Source organism: Prevotella scopos JCM 17725 (assembly GCF_018127785.1).
In the GTDB taxonomy this organism is placed as follows: domain Bacteria; phylum Bacteroidota; class Bacteroidia; order Bacteroidales; family Bacteroidaceae; genus Prevotella; species Prevotella scopos.
Window position 1 is genome coordinate 1,774,575 of sequence record NZ_CP072390.1, and the last position, 18,243, is coordinate 1,792,817.

9 protein-coding genes and 1 pseudogene are annotated in these 18,243 nt (G+C 37.6%); 6 read left to right on the forward strand and 4 right to left on the reverse strand.

What is annotated here, in order from left to right; translation table 11 throughout:
- Positions 1 to 25: 25 nt before the first annotated feature.
- Together J4856_RS12685 and J4856_RS12690 are read right to left on the reverse strand one after the other, a co-directional pair.
- Positions 26 to 1,246: a hypothetical protein gene (locus J4856_RS12685; RefSeq protein WP_025837456.1), complete on the reverse strand. Its 1,221-nt coding sequence runs from the start codon at positions 1,244 to 1,246 to the stop codon at positions 26 to 28.
- A 136-nt stretch (positions 1,247 to 1,382) separates the two neighbouring features.
- Positions 1,383 to 1,889 carry a DUF5004 domain-containing protein gene (locus J4856_RS12690; protein WP_025837457.1) on the reverse strand — a complete coding sequence of 169 codons (507 nt, stop codon included), beginning with the start codon at positions 1,887 to 1,889 and terminating at the stop codon, positions 1,383 to 1,385.
- Between the two features lie 1,456 nt (positions 1,890 to 3,345).
- Here J4856_RS12690 and J4856_RS12695 point away from each other — a divergent pair.
- The 6 genes and pseudogenes from J4856_RS12695 to J4856_RS12720 all read left to right on the forward strand — a co-directional run bounded on the left by J4856_RS12695 (position 3,346) and on the right by J4856_RS12720 (position 15,535).
- Positions 3,346 to 6,249 (forward strand): right-handed parallel beta-helix repeat-containing protein, encoded by a 2,904-nt coding sequence (locus J4856_RS12695; protein ID WP_081764306.1) that lies wholly within the window; start codon positions 3,346 to 3,348, stop codon positions 6,247 to 6,249.
- Positions 6,250 to 6,422: 173 nt separating this feature from the next.
- A complete protein-coding gene (locus tag J4856_RS12700) occupies positions 6,423 to 8,018 on the forward strand; it encodes a SusR family glycan utilization regulator (RefSeq protein ID WP_025837462.1) in 1,596 nt (531 codons plus the stop codon).
- Positions 8,019 to 8,024: 6 nt separating this feature from the next.
- Positions 8,025 to 8,272: pseudogene (locus J4856_RS12705) on the forward strand (IS5/IS1182 family transposase); the annotation flags it as partial.
- 309 nt (positions 8,273 to 8,581) lie between these two features.
- A complete protein-coding gene (locus tag J4856_RS12710; protein WP_065367659.1) occupies positions 8,582 to 10,342 on the forward strand; it encodes a helix-turn-helix domain-containing protein in 1,761 nt (586 codons plus the stop codon).
- A gap of 111 nt (positions 10,343 to 10,453) precedes the next feature.
- Positions 10,454 to 12,022, forward strand: coding sequence for a T9SS type A sorting domain-containing protein (locus J4856_RS12715; RefSeq protein ID WP_025837464.1), 1,569 nt, complete (start codon positions 10,454 to 10,456; stop codon positions 12,020 to 12,022).
- 306 nt (positions 12,023 to 12,328) lie between these two features.
- Positions 12,329 to 15,535, forward strand: a complete 3,207-nt coding sequence (locus J4856_RS12720) for a T9SS type A sorting domain-containing protein (protein ID WP_025837466.1) — start codon at positions 12,329 to 12,331, stop codon at positions 15,533 to 15,535.
- Between the two features lie 376 nt (positions 15,536 to 15,911).
- Here the strand turns inward: J4856_RS12720 and rnc are convergent, their stop codons facing one another.
- Positions 15,912 to 16,979, reverse strand: a complete 1,068-nt coding sequence (gene rnc, locus J4856_RS12725; protein ID WP_072904659.1) for a ribonuclease III — start codon at positions 16,977 to 16,979, stop codon at positions 15,912 to 15,914.
- A complete protein-coding gene (fabF, locus tag J4856_RS12730) occupies positions 16,969 to 18,231 on the reverse strand; it encodes a beta-ketoacyl-ACP synthase II (protein WP_025837468.1) in 1,263 nt (420 codons plus the stop codon). Before fabF ends, rnc begins: the two co-directional genes overlap by 11 nt.
- Positions 18,232 to 18,243 lie beyond the last annotated feature (12 nt).

Below are 18,243 nucleotides of genomic sequence, written 5' to 3' on the forward strand. Positions count from 1 at the left end.
GGAATCATTCTCTCCTCTTCCGTTATTAATCAGCCACAACGAGCGGTATTGTTGATGTAACGACCGTCTTATCATGCTGATCTTTTATTGTTACTTTCAGTTCAGAAGCCTCTACTCCCTGCAACTCCTTGTTCAAGTCGAGTGTTGCCTCACGCTTATCACGCACGCCAGGCATAGTACCAGTAATCGTCTTTGTACCTGCAACGATTGTATATTTCAAGTCACCAGCTGTACGCTCGTTGTATTCACGTGTCAAGGTAAGGATATCCTTACTGCTTAGACGTGTTGGGAAATAAGAGAAAACAGGGTCTGGATAAGGAGTAGCCGTACCTGCCTTCTGCTTTTGGTCACCACTATTCACACCCCACTGGTTAGCTCCTGCAGCATCCTTAATGACCTTAACGATAAGATAAGTCATATTTTCGAGCTGAAAAGCTGCCTTTTCATCGGGATCGGCAAGGATTGTTGGCTTGTCTGCCTGACCAGCATCCTGTGGGTTATAAGCATAGTATTCACTTGGAACACCTACATTCCAAACATACAAACCATTAGAAAGTTTCTTCAAACCTGTCTTTGCCAACACCGCAGGACGCCATACATCCAAGGTCTGTTGTACGGTCCAATCGTTCAAACCTGAGTGTGCAGCAAACTCTACGAAGTCGGCATCTTTTGCCAATTCTGTTAATGTCTTCTCACCCAACTTATAGACATCAGGATTGAAGACTACCGTCAACGGCTCGTCTAAGGTGAACTTATCGGTGAAACCCTTGTCTTTCTTACCACTGAAAAAACGGATTCCATCACCCGACTTCTTAAACTCCTTGAATTCAGAACGGCTATCAGGAGCTGCGAAAACACCCGACCACATACTACCATCCTTCGTCTTCAAACGCTGCCAAAAGCCTGGCCATGCATCGTCTTCAAACTTTGATACATCACTATTAAAATACTGTGTTGGCACCATTGTCTTCTTATAGATGTTGTTACCAACGTATTCCAACTTCGCAAAGTCAGACGAATTGCCACCATGACCAGCATCAGGCTCAGTTGGCTGCCATGCCCATAGATAGAGGTCAACGCCCTCCTGAAAACCGACATCGGTCAAATCATAATAGAAAGTAACCTCTTCATCAGCCGTGAAGACAGCTGGAACTGTCCAGCACTTTGGTGCCTTCGGTAGTTCTACACCATCAGCAAACAATGCCAAGGGGAACAAGCACATCAATGCAAATAATATCTTCTTCATATTGATTCTGTCATTTTAGGGGAGTTAGGAAGTTATAACATAAGATTGTGACTTATAGTAAAGTCCTTGAGAAGGGAAACTTTGAAGCTTTGATAAGCCTAAGAGAATAAGTACTGATAACTTCCACGCTCCGAATTTACTTAACTGCCTGTGTCAGATTATAAGTGTAAGAAACAAAAGGCTGGCCGTTTGTCTTGCGTGTCAAACGATATTCCAGTGTCTTCGTATTACCCGGCACAGCCGTTACAGTGAGTGCTGTCTCAGCCTTTCCGTCATTGAGAAGGAGCCGACTTGGCGTATTATCACTCTTTGTGAAATTGTAATCCATCTTCCATGTACCACTTGTAGGCAACAAAAGTGGTGCACTACCTTCTACCGTGAAGGTCGATGGATTGCCAGCCTCATCTTGGTTTAGATTGATGACAAACGTATCAAAATCGAGTAGGTCTGTCAATGTCTTTGTACGAGCATTCGCCTCATCAGTCTGCAAAACAGAATTAACCACCCACTTACCGCCAATCTTTTCGCTCAGCGTTATCGGTGCTGTGAAACTTCCGTCATCAACTGTAGAACATCCCGTGAACGCCATTGCCGTAGAAAAGAGTAGCCCAATAGCGAACAAATAACCTCTGATTGTTCTCATAGTGAATCTTGTTTTTAGTTATTAAATTTTTATTTTTGTTGATTATTTCTTTATTGGCAAAGTTAGTTATCTTTATTCATTAAGTAAAGAAAACAGATAATTGTATAAACGTAAATCAACCATAGTGAATCCTAAATAGCTGATAATCAAACTATATTTATTATCGTATAGAGCAAATAATATAACTTAAATATTAGCTTTTTAGCCATTTCGTAGCCTCAAAACAACAAACTTTCACCTAAAAGGAATGCAATTATTAACATTTAAAACATATCTGTCATTAGACCACAAAAGGTATAGTTCTTCTTGAAAAGCTTCTTTCATTAAATACGCAGGCATTTTTCGTATAGCTTAAATGGCTCTATAATGAATCATGTGGGTTATTCGTCATAGAGCCTAAAATATTTTCAAGAAGTATAGCCTCCAACAAAATACAACTCCAAATTGACCTTTGTTTTAATACATTTAACTCACATTTAATTCCTACCCTTCAATATACAGCAATGGTGTTAATCCTTCGCACATGTGGTGCATACCATCCGCACCATTAGTGCTTAGCACCCGCACCACATGTGCTTAGCACCCGCACCAAACCGGTGGAATATCAACACACAACCCACACGATTAGTTATAGAGCCATAAATATGCTAATGGATAGACCTAATTATTAATTTGACTGATATGCATTATAGCTTTAAATTAATCCCACTTTGAAAGACCATCTGATTTGAGATATTAATATTATACAAGTGTATAAGCCTTTATTCTATTTACAATCCATGTATTTAGCAGAATAGAAAACAAAAAGTTAGAGCCTGTCTCACGACAAGCTCTAACTTCTTTAATTAACTTATAAAATGCGTCTAATTAAATCTATATTACTTAAATTACCCAAATAACAAATATATATACCAAATATCATTCTGAAGTTTGCACTTCGTTAAACTAAACCTAACTTTAATTCATTAACCTAATAGGTCTATATTCCACTGAACAAAAACCAAACAATTCTTATTGTATCAGGTAAAAATACCAAGCATTTATTATCATTTTCTGATAGCGAAATTACTAAAAAAAATGCTGATGTCAATTATTTTTAAAGCTTGTCATTTATAAATATAAAGAAAAGAGAGCTATATAAGTACCCATGTATAACATAATGAACTAATTATCAACACCTTGTATTTAAATGTTATCACCCTACAATATAACCTTGTTATTTAAGGGGAATAGGGCAATATATAACCTATTTGCCCTTTCTAATACACTGACTTTATTTGTATTAAACTCAATTAAGATACTTATAATTACCTGATAATCAAGATAATAATATTTATATACACTTAAAAGACTTGTAATTGACTTTTTTAACTTTACATTGTAGCATGAAAAGTCTATTTTTGTCATAACAAAGTTAATCTCAAAAACTCATTTTATAAGAACAAAATCAAGTAATATGATGAAGAAAAAAATATTTATTGCTCTGACACTTCTATTGTCTTGTACGATGGTGTCAAAGGCATCTTACGCTGATGACTGGAATATCCCGTCAGCTGATGCCAAGGGACGAGTGGGTGCTTTGATGCCTTACACACGTTATGACTCTGAAACAGCAAGTCTTGGAGGAGGTGCCACCTTGAAGACCTCTCCTACTTGGGACCGTAAGAATATAGCTTCACAGGCTTCTCGTCAGTCATATGTTGAGCTTCCTTCTAATGGCTCCTACGCCGAATGGACCATGAAGGGAGATGCTAATGGTGTGACAATGCGCTTTACAATGCCTGATTCTGGTGACGGAATGGGTTTGAATGGTTCGTTGGATGTCTATGTAAATGATAAGAAGGTGCAGACAGTTAATCTGACATCTTATTATATGTATCAGTACTTTTCTGGTGGTAATCCAGCTGATGTAAATGATGGTGGACCAGCTTGTTTTGCCTTTGATGAGACCCACTTCCTTCTTAATAAGTCACTTCGAGCAGGTGATAGAATCCGCATTCAGAGTTCTGGTGCCAATGGTCATAAATATGGAGTAGATTTCATTGAGACCGAGGTTGTGCCAGAAGAGATTGAATGCCCTGCTGGTGCGGTGAGCGTTACAGATGCCAAATATAGCAAGTATATCAAAGGGAATGATTATCTGAAGGCTTTTGAAGAAGCTTTGAAGGATGCTGACGCAGGCTCAAAGATTCTTTATATTCCTGCTGGAACATTCGAATTGAGCGGTATCTGGTACATCTTTGGATCCGACGTAAAGATTACTGGTGCTGGTATGTGGTACACTAACCTTAAGTTTACGAACCCTAATCGTTTCGGAGGTGGTATCTCTGGCGGTAATGGCTCACACGGACCAGATGGCTACTGCAACAATGTTGAAATCTGTAACCTCTATCTGAACTCTAATTTGAGAAGTCGTCATAACCAGCAAGCAGTATATAAATGCTTCATGGATATCTTCAAGGGTGGAAGTGTTATCCATCATGTATGGGAAGATCACTTTGAGTGTGGCTTCTGGTTAGGCGATTACAATGGTAAAGTAGATTATAGCAATGGTGTGAAGATTATCAGCTGTCGTATCCGTAATAACTTCGCTGACGGTGTGAACTTCTGTCAAGGAACATCTAATGCAACAGTTTATAATTGTAGTGTTCGTAACAACGGAGATGATGGTTTGGCAATGTGGAACGATGAAACAATGGGTGCTGTAGATGAAAAGAACAATACCTTTGCTTACAATACCATTGAACTTATTTGGCGTGCAGGCGGTATTGCCCTCTATGGTGGTGATGGTCATAAGATTTATAATAACTATATTGCTGATATGTTCATGGCTGCAGGTATTCATCTGAATGATGTATTCCCTGGTCCAAAGTATAAGAATACACAGAAGATTAGCTTTGACAACAACATACTTGTACGCTGTGGAACCAACAATGACAGTTGGCATGAGGACTTAGCTGCCATTGATATCAAAGGTGGTGTGCGCAATGTTGTCTTCAACAATACGAAGATCTATGACTCACCTTTCGATGCTATCCGTGTCATGTCAGGCCCAACAGGCATTGAATTTAAGAACACAGAGATTCTTGGTGCTTCTCTTGCAGGACAGACAACCAAGTATTCTACTTGGGAACACTCTACTGGTGCTATTCGTTTGGACGTTGATGGTGTAAAGTTTAGCAATGGCATTAAGATTGCAAACGTTAGCGAGGACAAGATTAAAAACAATCAGACATGGCCTGTATGGACTGATAATAACAAGGCACGTGCGGCTGCTATCGGTTATGAGTACCTGAGTGATGCTACATATAAAGTACCAGATTTCCCTGAAGCAGACACAAGTCAGCAGGGAGGTATCGTCAATCCGTTGGAAGGTATCAAAGGGTATGACATTGCTTTACAAGGTTTAAGATGGGAGAATGCCGAAGGTAATACTTCACTGAAGGAAGGAGATGATGTTACCTTTAAGTTTGCTCTTAAGAACGTAAGTAATGTTGACATTCCTGCTGGTGCAAATATCGGCATAAAGATAACCATTGATGGCGAGCAAAGTTTCGTCACCGCAAGCTATAAGAATGGACTGAAAGCAAAGCAGACCGTCATCCTTACAACTCAATCAGCATGGAAAGCAACAGCTGGAGGACACATTGTAAAGGCTGGAGCTGACTATCGTAACAAGCTTACTGATGAGTTAACAAGAGACAATAACAGCCGTGAGAAGAAGTTTAATGTGACTGAGAAAGATGACAACGAAGACTATACTCCTGTTACGGGAGGCTATGACCTTGTTGTTACAAAGGTTGCTTTTGATAAGAAAACTATCAATGCTGGCGATGAAGTACGCTTCACAGCAACGATTGTTAATGCTGGTGATAAAGACGTACCAGCAGGTACAAAACTTGGTGTACAGTTCCAGATAGATGGCAATACTAGCGTTATCACATGGAACGACAAGCACTATAGCGGTTTGAAGTCACATCAGAAGATTACGCTTTCAGCAACTGGCGGTACGAATGGAAAGAATACTTGGACTGCAACAAATGGTGTTCATACGCTCACCGCATGGGTAAATGATACTCATGATTATAGAGATGAGGTAAATGGAAGTGATGATGCTAATAAAAAGACTATTGAGTTGAAGATTCCATTGGGTGCTATCAGATTCTTCTCTGATGCTGAAGTTAATTCACCAGACGACTTGAATAACCTCGATCAAAGCAATCGTATCAATGGCTTGACAAATAGAATTGAATCGGATGAAGCCTACTATGACCTGCAAGGAAATAAGGTTTCAATATCCAAGGAGAGTCTGAAACCAGGTCTTTATATCCATAAGGGAAAGAAAATCATCGTAAGATAATATCCAAGCTGCCTATGGGGAAGTATCTAATACATATTTTCCCATAGGATATATAATGTATCGGCTGGACAGAAGTTCCAGTCGATATTTTTTGTAGTTATTAATAAAAGATTTATTTTTGCAGATAGATTAGATGATTAAAAACATCTGATAATCAACAAACAATACCTCAGATGAATACGCTTATGAAGTTATATCTGTCATTATTTTTACTTGTTATTCCCTTATTCAGTATTGCAAATAATGAGAAATGGGAAGAACGACTAAACCAACTCGATCAAAGTTTGGAAAAAAAGAAGCTGTTTGAGCATGAAAAACTTGAAAAAATCAAACGATTAAAAGGCCGTTTGAAAACGATTCCAGCGAAAGACAGATTTGAAATAAACAGACAGTTATTTAAAGCATATTCATCTTATCAATACGATTCTGCCTACGTCTATGCTAATCATCTGCTTTCTGAAGCCCGTAAACTGAAGAATCCTGACTATGAGGTTGAGGCACATTGCGACTTAGTCTTCTGCTTGTTGTCTGCAGGACTCTATACTGAGGCTTTCAATGAACTACACTCTATTCACACGGAAGGAACGACTCCCAATGCTCGAAAGCTATATTACACAATGGCATCACGCCTTTATTATGACGTATCTGACTATACACGCACTGAACCCTACCAGAGTCAGTATGTGAGACAAGCAGGCATCTATACTGATTCTTTGCTCCATTATCTTCCAGAAGGCTCTACGGAATGGCTCTATGCGATAGGAATGAAACAAATGAAGGAACGAAAATACGAGGCTTCTCTCGATACTTTCAAGCAGTTCTTACAAAGGAAAGGGGTGGATTTGCACCACAAGGCGATTGTTACATCTTGTATCGGATGGATTTATCTCTTTCTAAAAGAGAATGATCAGGCAATGGATTATCTTGCACAAGCAGCCATATATGACAACGAAGGAGTGGTCAGAGAGACTACTGCTCTTTGTACATTGGCTAATCTTCTCTATAAAGAAGGAGACATACAGCACGCTACGGAGTATGTAAGAGAGTCACTTGCAAATGCTAACTTCTATGGAGCAAGACAGCGTGTGATTGAGGTTAGCAGCGTATTACCTATCATTGAACAGGATAGATACAAGATAATGCAGGGACAACGCAATGCTATTGCTATGGCTGCAATAATCTTCATCCTCTTTGTCATTGGACTGTTGATGGCAGGATGGTTTATCCGTAGGCAAATGATAAAGCTGAAGAAGGCACAAGCACTTATCGCACAGCGAAATCAACAGTTGGAAGTTAAGAACGAACAGTTGGAGGAGGTGAATAAAATCAAAGATGAATACATTGGTAGGTCATTCTATATCAACTCGGAATACATCAATAAGGTAGAGAAACTTTATCGTTCTATTGACCGTAAGATTTCCATGCACAGATTTGAAGACTTGCGTTCTTCATTAAAAGAGAGTGAATTAGGAGAAGAAAGAAAGTCGATGTTTGTAGATTTTGATGAGACCTTTTTGAAGCTTTTCCCACATTTCATCGAGCGATACAACGAACTCTTTGACGAACCAGACCAGAAGCCTCTCGATAGGAAACAACTTACGACAGAGATGCGTATCTTTGCGCTTATCCGATTGGGAATCACTGATTCTGAACGTATCGCAAACTTCCTGAACTATTCTGTACACACCATAAATACCTATAAGACACGTGTAAAGAACCGCTCACACATTGATAATGATAAGTTTGAAAGCCGTATTATGGAGTTCTAAAAAACATTAGTAAGAGAGCTAGAGCGTAATCTTGGGGGAAGAGAAGGAAAGGATATGAGAAGATGTTTGAGCTATATTACAGAGTTCCTTCTCAGAATCGGAAGTCAAAGAACAAAGTATATTCTTTGCACGAACCAGATGTAGTTTGCATCAGCAAAGGTAAGGAACATAAACAATATAAGTTTGGCAATAAAGTACTTATTCTTCGCTCATGGTCAGGAATTTTTCTTGGTACATGTTCTTTTAGGAATGAAATGTGCGAAGGTATAACACCATTGCTGTATATGCCAGGGTAGGGATTTAATGTGAGTTAAGCATATTAAAATGAAGGTCAATCAGGAGTTGTGTCTAGTTGGAGGCTATACCTTTCAACAATATTTTAGGTTCTATGACGAATTACCCACACGATTCGTTATAGAACCCTAATTATGTTTTTTATATCCATAATATCTTAGTGTACATGTGTTTATAAGGTATTAGAGTTTTAAAAACTTGCTAATTATAAAAATTATTTATAATATTGCAGTAGAATAAGAACATCTAAATCTAAATAAAGCTAATTCATGAAAAGAAGAATACTAACAATAATCTGCCTATTGATAGCAATAATTGCGTATGCTCAGAATTCTTCATCAAGTATTAACAAGAAGAAAACAAATTTGAGTGGAAAGCATAATACAGAATACCATAGTAATACAAACGAACCAAACTATAATTCAGAAAACCATTTAACAGATTTCAAAACATATTCTAACGAAGTTCTGCTTAGAGAAGCATCTGTTTATATGGACAAAAAAAATATTTTGGATAGTGCACTGATGTGTTACAGCATTATCTATAAGAGATATGCAGAAAACAAAGGAATTATCAACGATTCGATGCTTACAAAGACGCTCGGAGGACTGTGGTATATCTACTTTTTTCACTACTACGACTATATCAAATCGAACGAGATCCTAAAAGAAAGTCTTAACGTTTGCAAGGAAAGAAAACTAAATTCTGCATGGGTCTATCTCAATTTTGGTTTTATGTATCAGATGATTGCCGAACAAAGTATGGAAAAGAATTTGTATCGAAAAGCACTTAGGCATTACAAATCAGCCTTTTATGAAGCACGAAAATATAACGATTGGGGAGTAATGCTCAATGCTTTCGGCAACATTATCATAGTAGTATCCGAAATGCGGGAATTAAATTCTATACATTCTGAAGTTGCTGTCTTTAAACAAATTCCTAAGAGCTTTTGTGTTTTGGAATACGAATACGACTCTTTACTCTATTTAGGCACTTTAGCCTTAGAAAAGAAAAATGCAGAATTGGCATTGACTTATTTCAAAGCACAATTGCAATTGTTTAAAGAGCCTTCTCTCGAATATTCCCGTTATATTTATTTAGCACATATCAATTTAGCTAAAAGTTATTGTCTTCAAAGAAAATATGAGGAAGCACTGCAAGAATTAAAAACAGGAGAAAATATCAGTGCGGATTTTGAAACAAAGGATACGAAACTGGAGGCTTACAAACTCTTGCATGAAACCTATAGCAAGATAGGGAACGCGCAGAAAGCGGCAGAATATCAGAACAAATATGTCTTGTTAAAAGATTCTCTGCTCAATTATCGTCTTATTGCAGGTATCAACGAAATGGAATTTGAGAATAAGATGAAGGATGTGGAATCGCATCTTAAACAATTAGAGCACCAAAAGGAAATTCAGAGAATTGTTATTTTCCTATTTTTGATAATTGGTTTTATCATTGCATTTTTTTTATATTTAGTAGCTTCCAAGAATAAAAAACTTAATCAATCTAACCAAGCACTGTTTCAAAAAAATATCGAACTCTTTCAATCTGAAGAAAAAGAACGCCTGCGCCGACAAGCTTTAGAGGAACAGTTTACTGAAGATAAACAGGAAAGAAAATATAAGTCAAGCAATCTTAGCGACCAACGCAAGGAAGAATTACTTCAGAAAATACTCACACTGATGGATAATGATGAGAGCATTTTCCTTTGCGATTTCTCAGCAAACCAGTTGGCTGCTAAAGTTGGAGTAAACTACAAATACATTTCTCAAGTTATTAACGAAAGAATACAATGCAGTTTCTCTAACCTTCTTAACAAATATAGAATTAAAGAAGCGTGTAAACGCATAGAAGATAAGGAGCAGTATGGTGGTTTTACTTTGGAAGCTATTGGAAACAGCGTAGGCTTTAAATCCCGCTCATCATTCATAGCTGCATTTAAGCAAGTAACTGGTTTAACACCTTTCGACTTTCAAAGAAACATCGACGCTAAGATTAAGGAAAAATATTCTGATTTTGTCTGAATTCAAGAATTCAAACAAGCAAAAACCTTTAAAAGTCCTTCTTCTCAGCAATAACCACTAACTTTGTGAACAATCCTAATTATAATAACCACCTCAAATAGTATAGTATTTATGAAACATTATTTTTACATTTCGTTAATTAGTGCAGCATTTGCTGTTCAAGTATCTGCTCAATCCCAAACTGGAAATAATCCTCAAGTTATTTTTACAGGTACTTCTGTAAACGTAAAGGGTATTTCCAACAATGGCAGGTATATTTGCGGAGCACGCATGTATGAAGAAGCTTATCGATTCGATTTAGAAGAGAAAGCACTTATCACAATACCTGCTACTGATTCTTATTCGGATATGGCAGCTTTAGATGTAACAGACGACGGAACTTTAGTTGGCAAAAACGATAAGAAACAACCTGCAATTTATCGTGATAGTGTAATTGGTTGGGAAGCACTTCCTTATCCTGAAGGCGAATGGCAAGATGGTTGTTGTGCACAATGTACAGGCGATGGTAAATATATTACAGGTTACATCATTGGTAAAGGAAATGCAAGTAGCCCTTATAAAACTATTCCAGCATTATGGGAAAAGCAGGAAGACGACAACTATAAATATATAGGATTGCCTAATCCTGAAACTGATTTTTTAGGTGGCAAGACACAGTTTATTTCTCCTCGAGCAATCTCGCCTGATGGAAAAACTATTATTGGTGTTATGATGGAACAACGTGGTTCCTATTCTCAAGTCATCATATACCATAAGAAAGATAATGGTGAATGGGAATATGAAACTCCTTTTGTTGCCTTATCTTATAACATGGACGTCTATAAAACTTGGATGAACAAAGAACCACAAACGAAAGATTATATTACTGCTCATTCTGGAGAAAGCGATTATGCCGAACAAGTTAAAGCTTATCAAAAAGCATTTGCTAAGTGGCAATATGAATTTTTCAAAGCTTGGAAGAAAGGTCCTGAATTTACTTCTGTTCCTGTTATCATGAGCGAAAACGGGAAATTCGTTGCTCCAACTGTTGTAATAAATCAATATTCATATACTGAGGGGGCTACAAGTTTAGAACGTGTTGGACAATTGGTTTATCCTTGTCGTTACAATACTGAAACGAAAGAGGCAGAAATTATTAAGTCTGTACCTGATTTTATTCCTATTGCAGTTTCTAATTATGGTGATATGTTGTCATCTAATGGCGAGAAGATAGAACTTTTACTCCATGATAGCAATGAAAAGATAGAACTTTCAGATTGGTTTAAAAATCAATACGGATTTAATCTGTATAAGGAGTTGCCTTCTAATACGAAATATTTAAATTGTCAGACAATAGGTTCAGACCTTAGTTTGATTGTTGCTTCTTATCGCTCTGTACTCGACAATGGCGATTTAGATAAGAAAGAAGTTATCTGTATTAAAACTCCTATAGTCAATAACATCATTGAAACACTCAACACACCTTCTTCTGCATCTATATACTTCAAAGACAATATGCTTACTGTCTCTCAAAAAGCAGAAAAGATTAGCATTTACGACTTAGCAGGAGAAAAAGTGTTTGAATCTACCTCAAAGCAAGAAAGCTATAACGTAAGTAATCTTTCTAAAGGTATTTACATTGTAGTTGCCCAAATTGGTAGACAAAATGTTAAAGCCAAAGTATATAAGAAGGCTCTATAACGAATCGTTTGGGCTGTGTGTTGATATTCCACACGTGTGGTGCGGGTGCTTAGCACATGTGGTGCGGGTGCTTAACACTAATGGTGCGGATGGTATGCACCACATGTGCGAAGGGCTAACACCATTACTGTATATGGAAGGCTAGGAATTTCATGTGCGTTAAGCTATTGAAACTAAGGTCAACCTGGAGTTTTGTTTATTTCGAGGCTATACTTTTTTACAATATTTTTAGGTTCTATGACGAATTACCCACACGATTCGTTATAGAACCTATAAGAAAACTTGATTTTAAATTGCATACCAACTATGAGAAAGTTATTTTTTATACTCTTTTTCTTCTCTACACTTCTGACGACGGCACAAATACAGCCTACTCTGAAGAAAGAAAATATGGAAACATATCGCATAAAGTTCCAACAAGCTCCTGATGGTACGTTAGCAAAAACTGAGGAGAAAAAGATCCTGGAGCAATATTTTTACGACAAAAAAGGTAGGTTAATACAAAGTAGCAAATATAATTTTACACGAGATGGGAAATTACAAACTCCTGTAAATACTATCTATACCTACGATTCACAATCACGTTTACTTTCCGACAGTACTGATAGAGTTAAATCTTGCTACTATTACAATGATGGTGGACTATTAAAATATTCTACCCAATATAATTATAAAACCAATATTGCCCGTCGTATTGACTCTATTGCTTGTGAATATGACCAACAAAATAGGTTGTCTATCATTACACACTTTACAAATAAAGGAGAGAAAAATACTGAAGAACAACATACTTATGATGAAAAAGGCAGGCCAGCAACTATTACTTACTCATCGTATAGCAATGGAGGAAATACGGCTAAAAAGCAACGTCAAACTATCTTTAGCTATAATGACGATAATCTGTTATGCGAAACAAAGGTTATTAGATTTACTGCGACAAGCGGAGATGTACAAGAACGTAAGGTTTTTGCTTACGATGATCAAAAACGTCTTTTGTGTGATACCATTTATAAGAAGATAACAGAACCAAGTGGTTCTACAGCTTTCCGCTTATATCAAAAACGCAATTACGCTTATACAGCCTCTGACACAATTCCTTATGAAGTAGAAGAATACAAATTTAATACAACCTCACAGCAATTTCTGCAAACTTACAAGTTTGCTTATTTGAATCATCTTTATAATCAAGACAAAACGCCACAAGCAAGTATAACAGCTAAAGCAGGAACACTTGGAGATATAGAAATTCAAGTAACTCCTCCAACAGATAATACTGGCTTGAAAGGCTATAAAGTTCTTGTAGATTACAATTTACAAGATGAGTTGTTTACCGATATGCATTTCACTTTGCATAATCAATCACGCGGCGTACACTTCTATCGTATCGTCCCTATTTACGAACAAGATATGATGGGTAATTGTAGTAATATGCTCACCCATACTATCAAAATGAATTTGCCTGCTCCAACAAATCCTGAATTATCTTTTAAAGAATACTATACTAAATGGAATGTAAAGTTTAAGTTCTCTGCGCCACAATATCAAGGACTTACATTGAAAGGTTACAAATGGGTTGTTTCTAATAACGGACATCAAGTAACAGGTAAAACTGATTCTCCTAATCAAAACTTTGGAACTTTCACTTATTACGATAAAGAGAAAGTTAAAGTCGAACTTTATGCTGTTTATGAAGAAGGTGATTCTGACCCTTTGACATTCGAAATTGACTTGTCCGATGTTGCTGACCAAGTTACAGAGCATTGGAAGAATCAATATTCTATACTTAAAGACGAGACTGATAATGTAAAACAAACCAATAAATTCTATTATACAAGTGACTCAATGGGGGAAACGCTTGCATTTAGTGTTGGATACGATGCATTCGGACAACCAAAAGAACGTACAACGGTAACTTTACGTAAGTATTCATCTAAGACAGAATCGGAAGAAATCGATATCTACGACCCAGCAAAAAAGAATTGGGAAAAGAACCAGAAAATACTATATATTTACAATTCTGCAGGATCTTTATCTGGAAAGCAAATTTTTGTATTCAACAAAGATAAACAAGATTATGTAATGGACAAGGCGGAATATTACTTCTTTGATACTAATATTTCTTACCAACACCCGATACAAACTATTGCTTACAAATTCAATGAACAAGGAGATTCTGTTCTAACCTCTTTTACAAAGAGCGATTTGGAGTTTGAGGGAAAATATCTTATTCACCAATTAGACACAATTTACTCATCATTAGATACAAAGAACCCGCCAATAGCATCTATAGAAAAGGTATTCGACGATAAGGGTAAGATTAAATCATCGGTAGAAACAAAACTCGACAACGAAAAGCTTATTCCTCATCAGAGAATACAATATGAATATACTACAGAAACTGAACTTCTGACTCGCATTGTTCGATCTTCTTTCCAAAACAATAACTGGAAAATGGGTTCTACTGAAGATTTCGTTGCATCTAAAGAGTATCATTTCACGCACATAGCAAAAACGCTTACACTTACAAAAGACTCTTTGCGTTGGAAAGTACCAGACCGTATGAAGGATTTAAGTGGTTATAAGGTCTTGGTAAATGGTATTGAGACTGCAATTACAGATACTTGCTGTTGGTCGGCTATATCTCTTCCTAATGGTGTTTATACCTTCCAGGTTGTACCTATATACAACGAAAAAGAGGCAAGCATTTCTGAATCGTTCAAAATTAGATATAAAAACAAGACTTTTATTGCCGATGTAACAGCTTTGCGCAAAGCAAAAGCAAATGCTGATTATACTTACACGCTTACTGGCGAAGTATTAGTTACTGGACAGGTTGACGCTAATCCAAACTATACTTTCTTTGAAGACGATAAAAGTGGTATCGCAGTGGATTCAAGAGAACTTGCAAGCTATGGTATAGAAGTTGGCGATAAGATAGGTAAATTAAAAGGAAAACTTGTTGAGGAAGCAAATGGCTTATTACATTTTAAGCCTACTTATCTTTCTATTCTTTCTTCTAATCATCCTGTTTCAGCCAAGCCATCAGACCTTAAAACTCTCTTGGATAATACAGAAACTCTCGAAGCACGACTCATTAGCTTGGAAGGAATTTTATTTAAACAAGGTAATGATGGTAAGATGTTGATAAGCGATGCTGGTAAGCAACTTACTATATTTGTACCAAATAATGCAAACGAACAACCTACTGCTGGTGGTAAAGGAAATGTTGAAGGATTCCTCAGTCGTTCTGTCGAAGGTTTTATCTTCTTGCCAACACGTATTTTCAATATTACAGGTATTCAGTCTATCACCGAAAACGAAACACCTGTTGTTATAGATGAACAATTAATGCTTAAACAGGCACAAGAAATTCGAATCTATAATTTGCAAGGAAAACTTATAACTATTACTCAAAATAATTTTGTAGATTTATCAACAATGCCAAAAGGCACACTCTTATTACAAATCTACTATAAAAATGGCTCAATAAAGACATTTAAATTCTTACACTAACAGGTAATAATGATTTTTATTGCTGTCCTGGAATCTTTTCTACATATAAAAGTTAAGGGCTAAAATCCTTATTTGGATTTCAGCCCTTTTTGTTACCTTTGTTTCTGCAATTAATTTTCAATAACATGGGCAAAAGTACACATCTTATTAGGGGGCTTGGATTACAAAAAATAATATGGAATTACCTATATAAAGGCAATTCCGCAAGGATTTATAGGCTTTTTAAGTTTTACCGGACAGCAATAAAAAAGAATCAGCATAGAGATTGTCAGAACAAGCTTTATGCTGAAATATAGTTTTTAAGGGAGGACTAATTACCTATTATCACTAACCAAAGGCTGTAAACGTCTGTCTTTTATTCTTCTATGCTCGCTATTTATTTGTTTTCAAACGCTTCTGCCTCAGCAGCTGCAATGATAGCTTCGCGGTCAATAGACTTAGAATGAGAAATATCAGAGAGGTCAAAATCCTCGTTGTTAGTCTTTTCTCCTCCCTCAACAGAGGAATCAGTCAGTTCTTCTTTCACTTCATCAGCAGCCGATGACTTCTCATCAAAGACTTCTGTTTGGAAAGGATTCTCATGTTTCTCAACCTTTGGTTCAGAACCTTCGATGAAGTTCATGTCCTGTGAAGTCTCAGGAACATTGAGCACTGGTTCTTCTTCCATCTTTGTACGATTAGCTTTTGCAGCAAATACCTCATCTATAAACTGAGGTTCACGACGCAAACGTTGGAGCGTAAGTTTGGAAGCTTCTTGCTGACTTTCCTTCTTTGAATAACCATGTCCCTCACCACATGGTATTCCCTCCATAATAACTTGGAAGTGGAAGGTAGGACTACCCTGCTGGTCTTTTTGGTTTTCAATCAGCTTGAACTCCATCTTAACCTTGTTCTTCTGGCTCCATTCGATGAGTTTTGACTTGAAGTTTACCTCCTTGTAAGCAACCTTATCAATATTAATAAGCTTCCCAAGGACTTGTTGCTTCATAAACCTCATGCAAGCATTGTATCCATGGTCAAGATAGAGAGCACCTACGAGTGCTTCAAAAGCATTACCACCAAGATAACTATTATGCGAAGACGTATGTCCGTTGGAGAGAATCAACTGACAGATTCCCATCTCTTTAGCCAAACGATTTAGCGTATCGCGTTGTACTATCTTTGAACGGGTGTTCGTCAGGAAACCTTCACGTTTGCCTGGGAAATGCTCATAAACAATGTCACCGACAATGGCATCGAGAATGGCATCACCTAAAAACTCAAGGCGTTCATTGTTAACAGGCTTACCCTTTGCGTTACGACGCGCTACGCTCTTGTGCAAGAGTGCAGTCTTATAATAACTGATATCGTGCGGGATAATACCAATAATTTGGTACAAAGACAAATAAAGCTCCTTCTCCTTACGGAAAGGGAGCTTTATTCTATCAATTATGTTATTCAGCATACTTCTTGAATACAACACAAGCATTGTGACCACCGAAGCCGAAGGTGTTGCTAAGTGCAGCACGAACCTCACGCTTCTGCGCCTTGTTGAACGTAAAGTTCAGGTTGTAATCCAATTCTGGATCTTTGTCATCATCCTCGTGGTTGATCGTTGGAGGAACGATATCTTCTTTCACAGACATAACACATGCCAAAGCCTCTACAGCACCAGCTGCACCGAGGAGGTGACCTGTCATACTCTTTGTAGAAGAGATGTTCAGCTTGTAAGCAGCATCACCAAACAAAGCCTTGATAGCCTTTGCCTCTGAGATATCACCTACAGGAGTTGATGTACCATGAACATTGATATAGTCGATATCTTCTGGCTTCAAACCAGCATCCTCAAGGGCTGCCTTCATAACGAGCTTAGCACCAAGACCCTCTGGGTGAGAAGCAGTAATATGATGAGCGTCAGCTGACTCGCCTTCACCAACCATCTCTGCATAAATCTTAGCACCACGAGCCTTTGCATGCTCCAACTCCTCAAGGACAAGACAACCAGCACCCTCACCCATTACAAAGCCATCGCGGCTTGCAGAGAATGGACGTGAAGCGTGTTCTGGGTCATCATTGCGTGTAGAAAGTGCATGCATAGCATTAAAACCACCTACACCACAAGCGCAGATAGCTGCCTCAGCACCACCACTAACAATAACATCAGCCTTACCCAAACGAATCTGGTTGAATGCTGAAGCCAAAGCGTTAGTTGAAGAAGCACAAGCAGATGTTGTTGTATAGTTAGGACCGTGGAATCCAAACATAATACTAATCTGTCCAGAAGCAATATCTGCAATCATCTTCGGAATGAAGAAAGGATTGAACTTTGGACCATTCTCTGGATGCTGTGCGTAATAACTCACCTCATCCTCAAAAGTCTTAATACCACCAATACCTACACCATAGATAACACCGACACGGTTCTTATCAAGCTTCTCCATATCGAAGTTAGCATCCTTAACACCCTGAATAGCACTAATGATTGCTAACTGAGTGTAACGGTCGAGCTTACGAGCCTCCTTACGGTCAATGTAATCATTGATGTTAAGGTCTTTTACCTCACAAGCAAACTTCGTCTTAAACTGGGTTGTATCGAAATGTGTAATAGGAGCAGCGCCACTCTTACCTGCCAGCATGTTCTGCCAGGTCTCCTCTGGAGTGTTACCCAATGGAGTAACGGCGCCAAGACCTGTTACAACTACTCTTTTTAATTCCATGCGTGAAATATA

Excerpts from the sequence above, each read along its gene's own strand:
- J4856_RS12710 (WP_065367659.1), top strand. The coding sequence starts at position 8,582 with ATGAAAAGAAGAATACTAACAATAATCTGCCTATTGATAGCAATAATT.
- J4856_RS12690 (WP_025837457.1), bottom strand. The coding sequence starts at position 1,889 with ATGAGAACAATCAGAGGTTATTTGTTCGCTATTGGGCTACTCTTTTCT.
- J4856_RS12685 (WP_025837456.1), bottom strand. The coding sequence starts at position 1,246 with ATGAAGAAGATATTATTTGCATTGATGTGCTTGTTCCCCTTGGCATTG.
- fabF (WP_025837468.1), bottom strand. The coding sequence starts at position 18,231 with ATGGAATTAAAAAGAGTAGTTGTAACAGGTCTTGGCGCCGTTACTCCA.
- J4856_RS12695 (WP_081764306.1), top strand. The coding sequence starts at position 3,346 with ATGATGAAGAAAAAAATATTTATTGCTCTGACACTTCTATTGTCTTGT.
- rnc (WP_072904659.1), bottom strand. The coding sequence starts at position 16,979 with ATGCTGAATAACATAATTGATAGAATAAAGCTCCCTTTCCGTAAGGAG.
- J4856_RS12700 (WP_025837462.1), top strand. The coding sequence starts at position 6,423 with ATGAATACGCTTATGAAGTTATATCTGTCATTATTTTTACTTGTTATT.
- J4856_RS12715 (WP_025837464.1), top strand. The coding sequence starts at position 10,454 with ATGAAACATTATTTTTACATTTCGTTAATTAGTGCAGCATTTGCTGTT.
- J4856_RS12720 (WP_025837466.1), top strand. The coding sequence starts at position 12,329 with ATGAGAAAGTTATTTTTTATACTCTTTTTCTTCTCTACACTTCTGACG.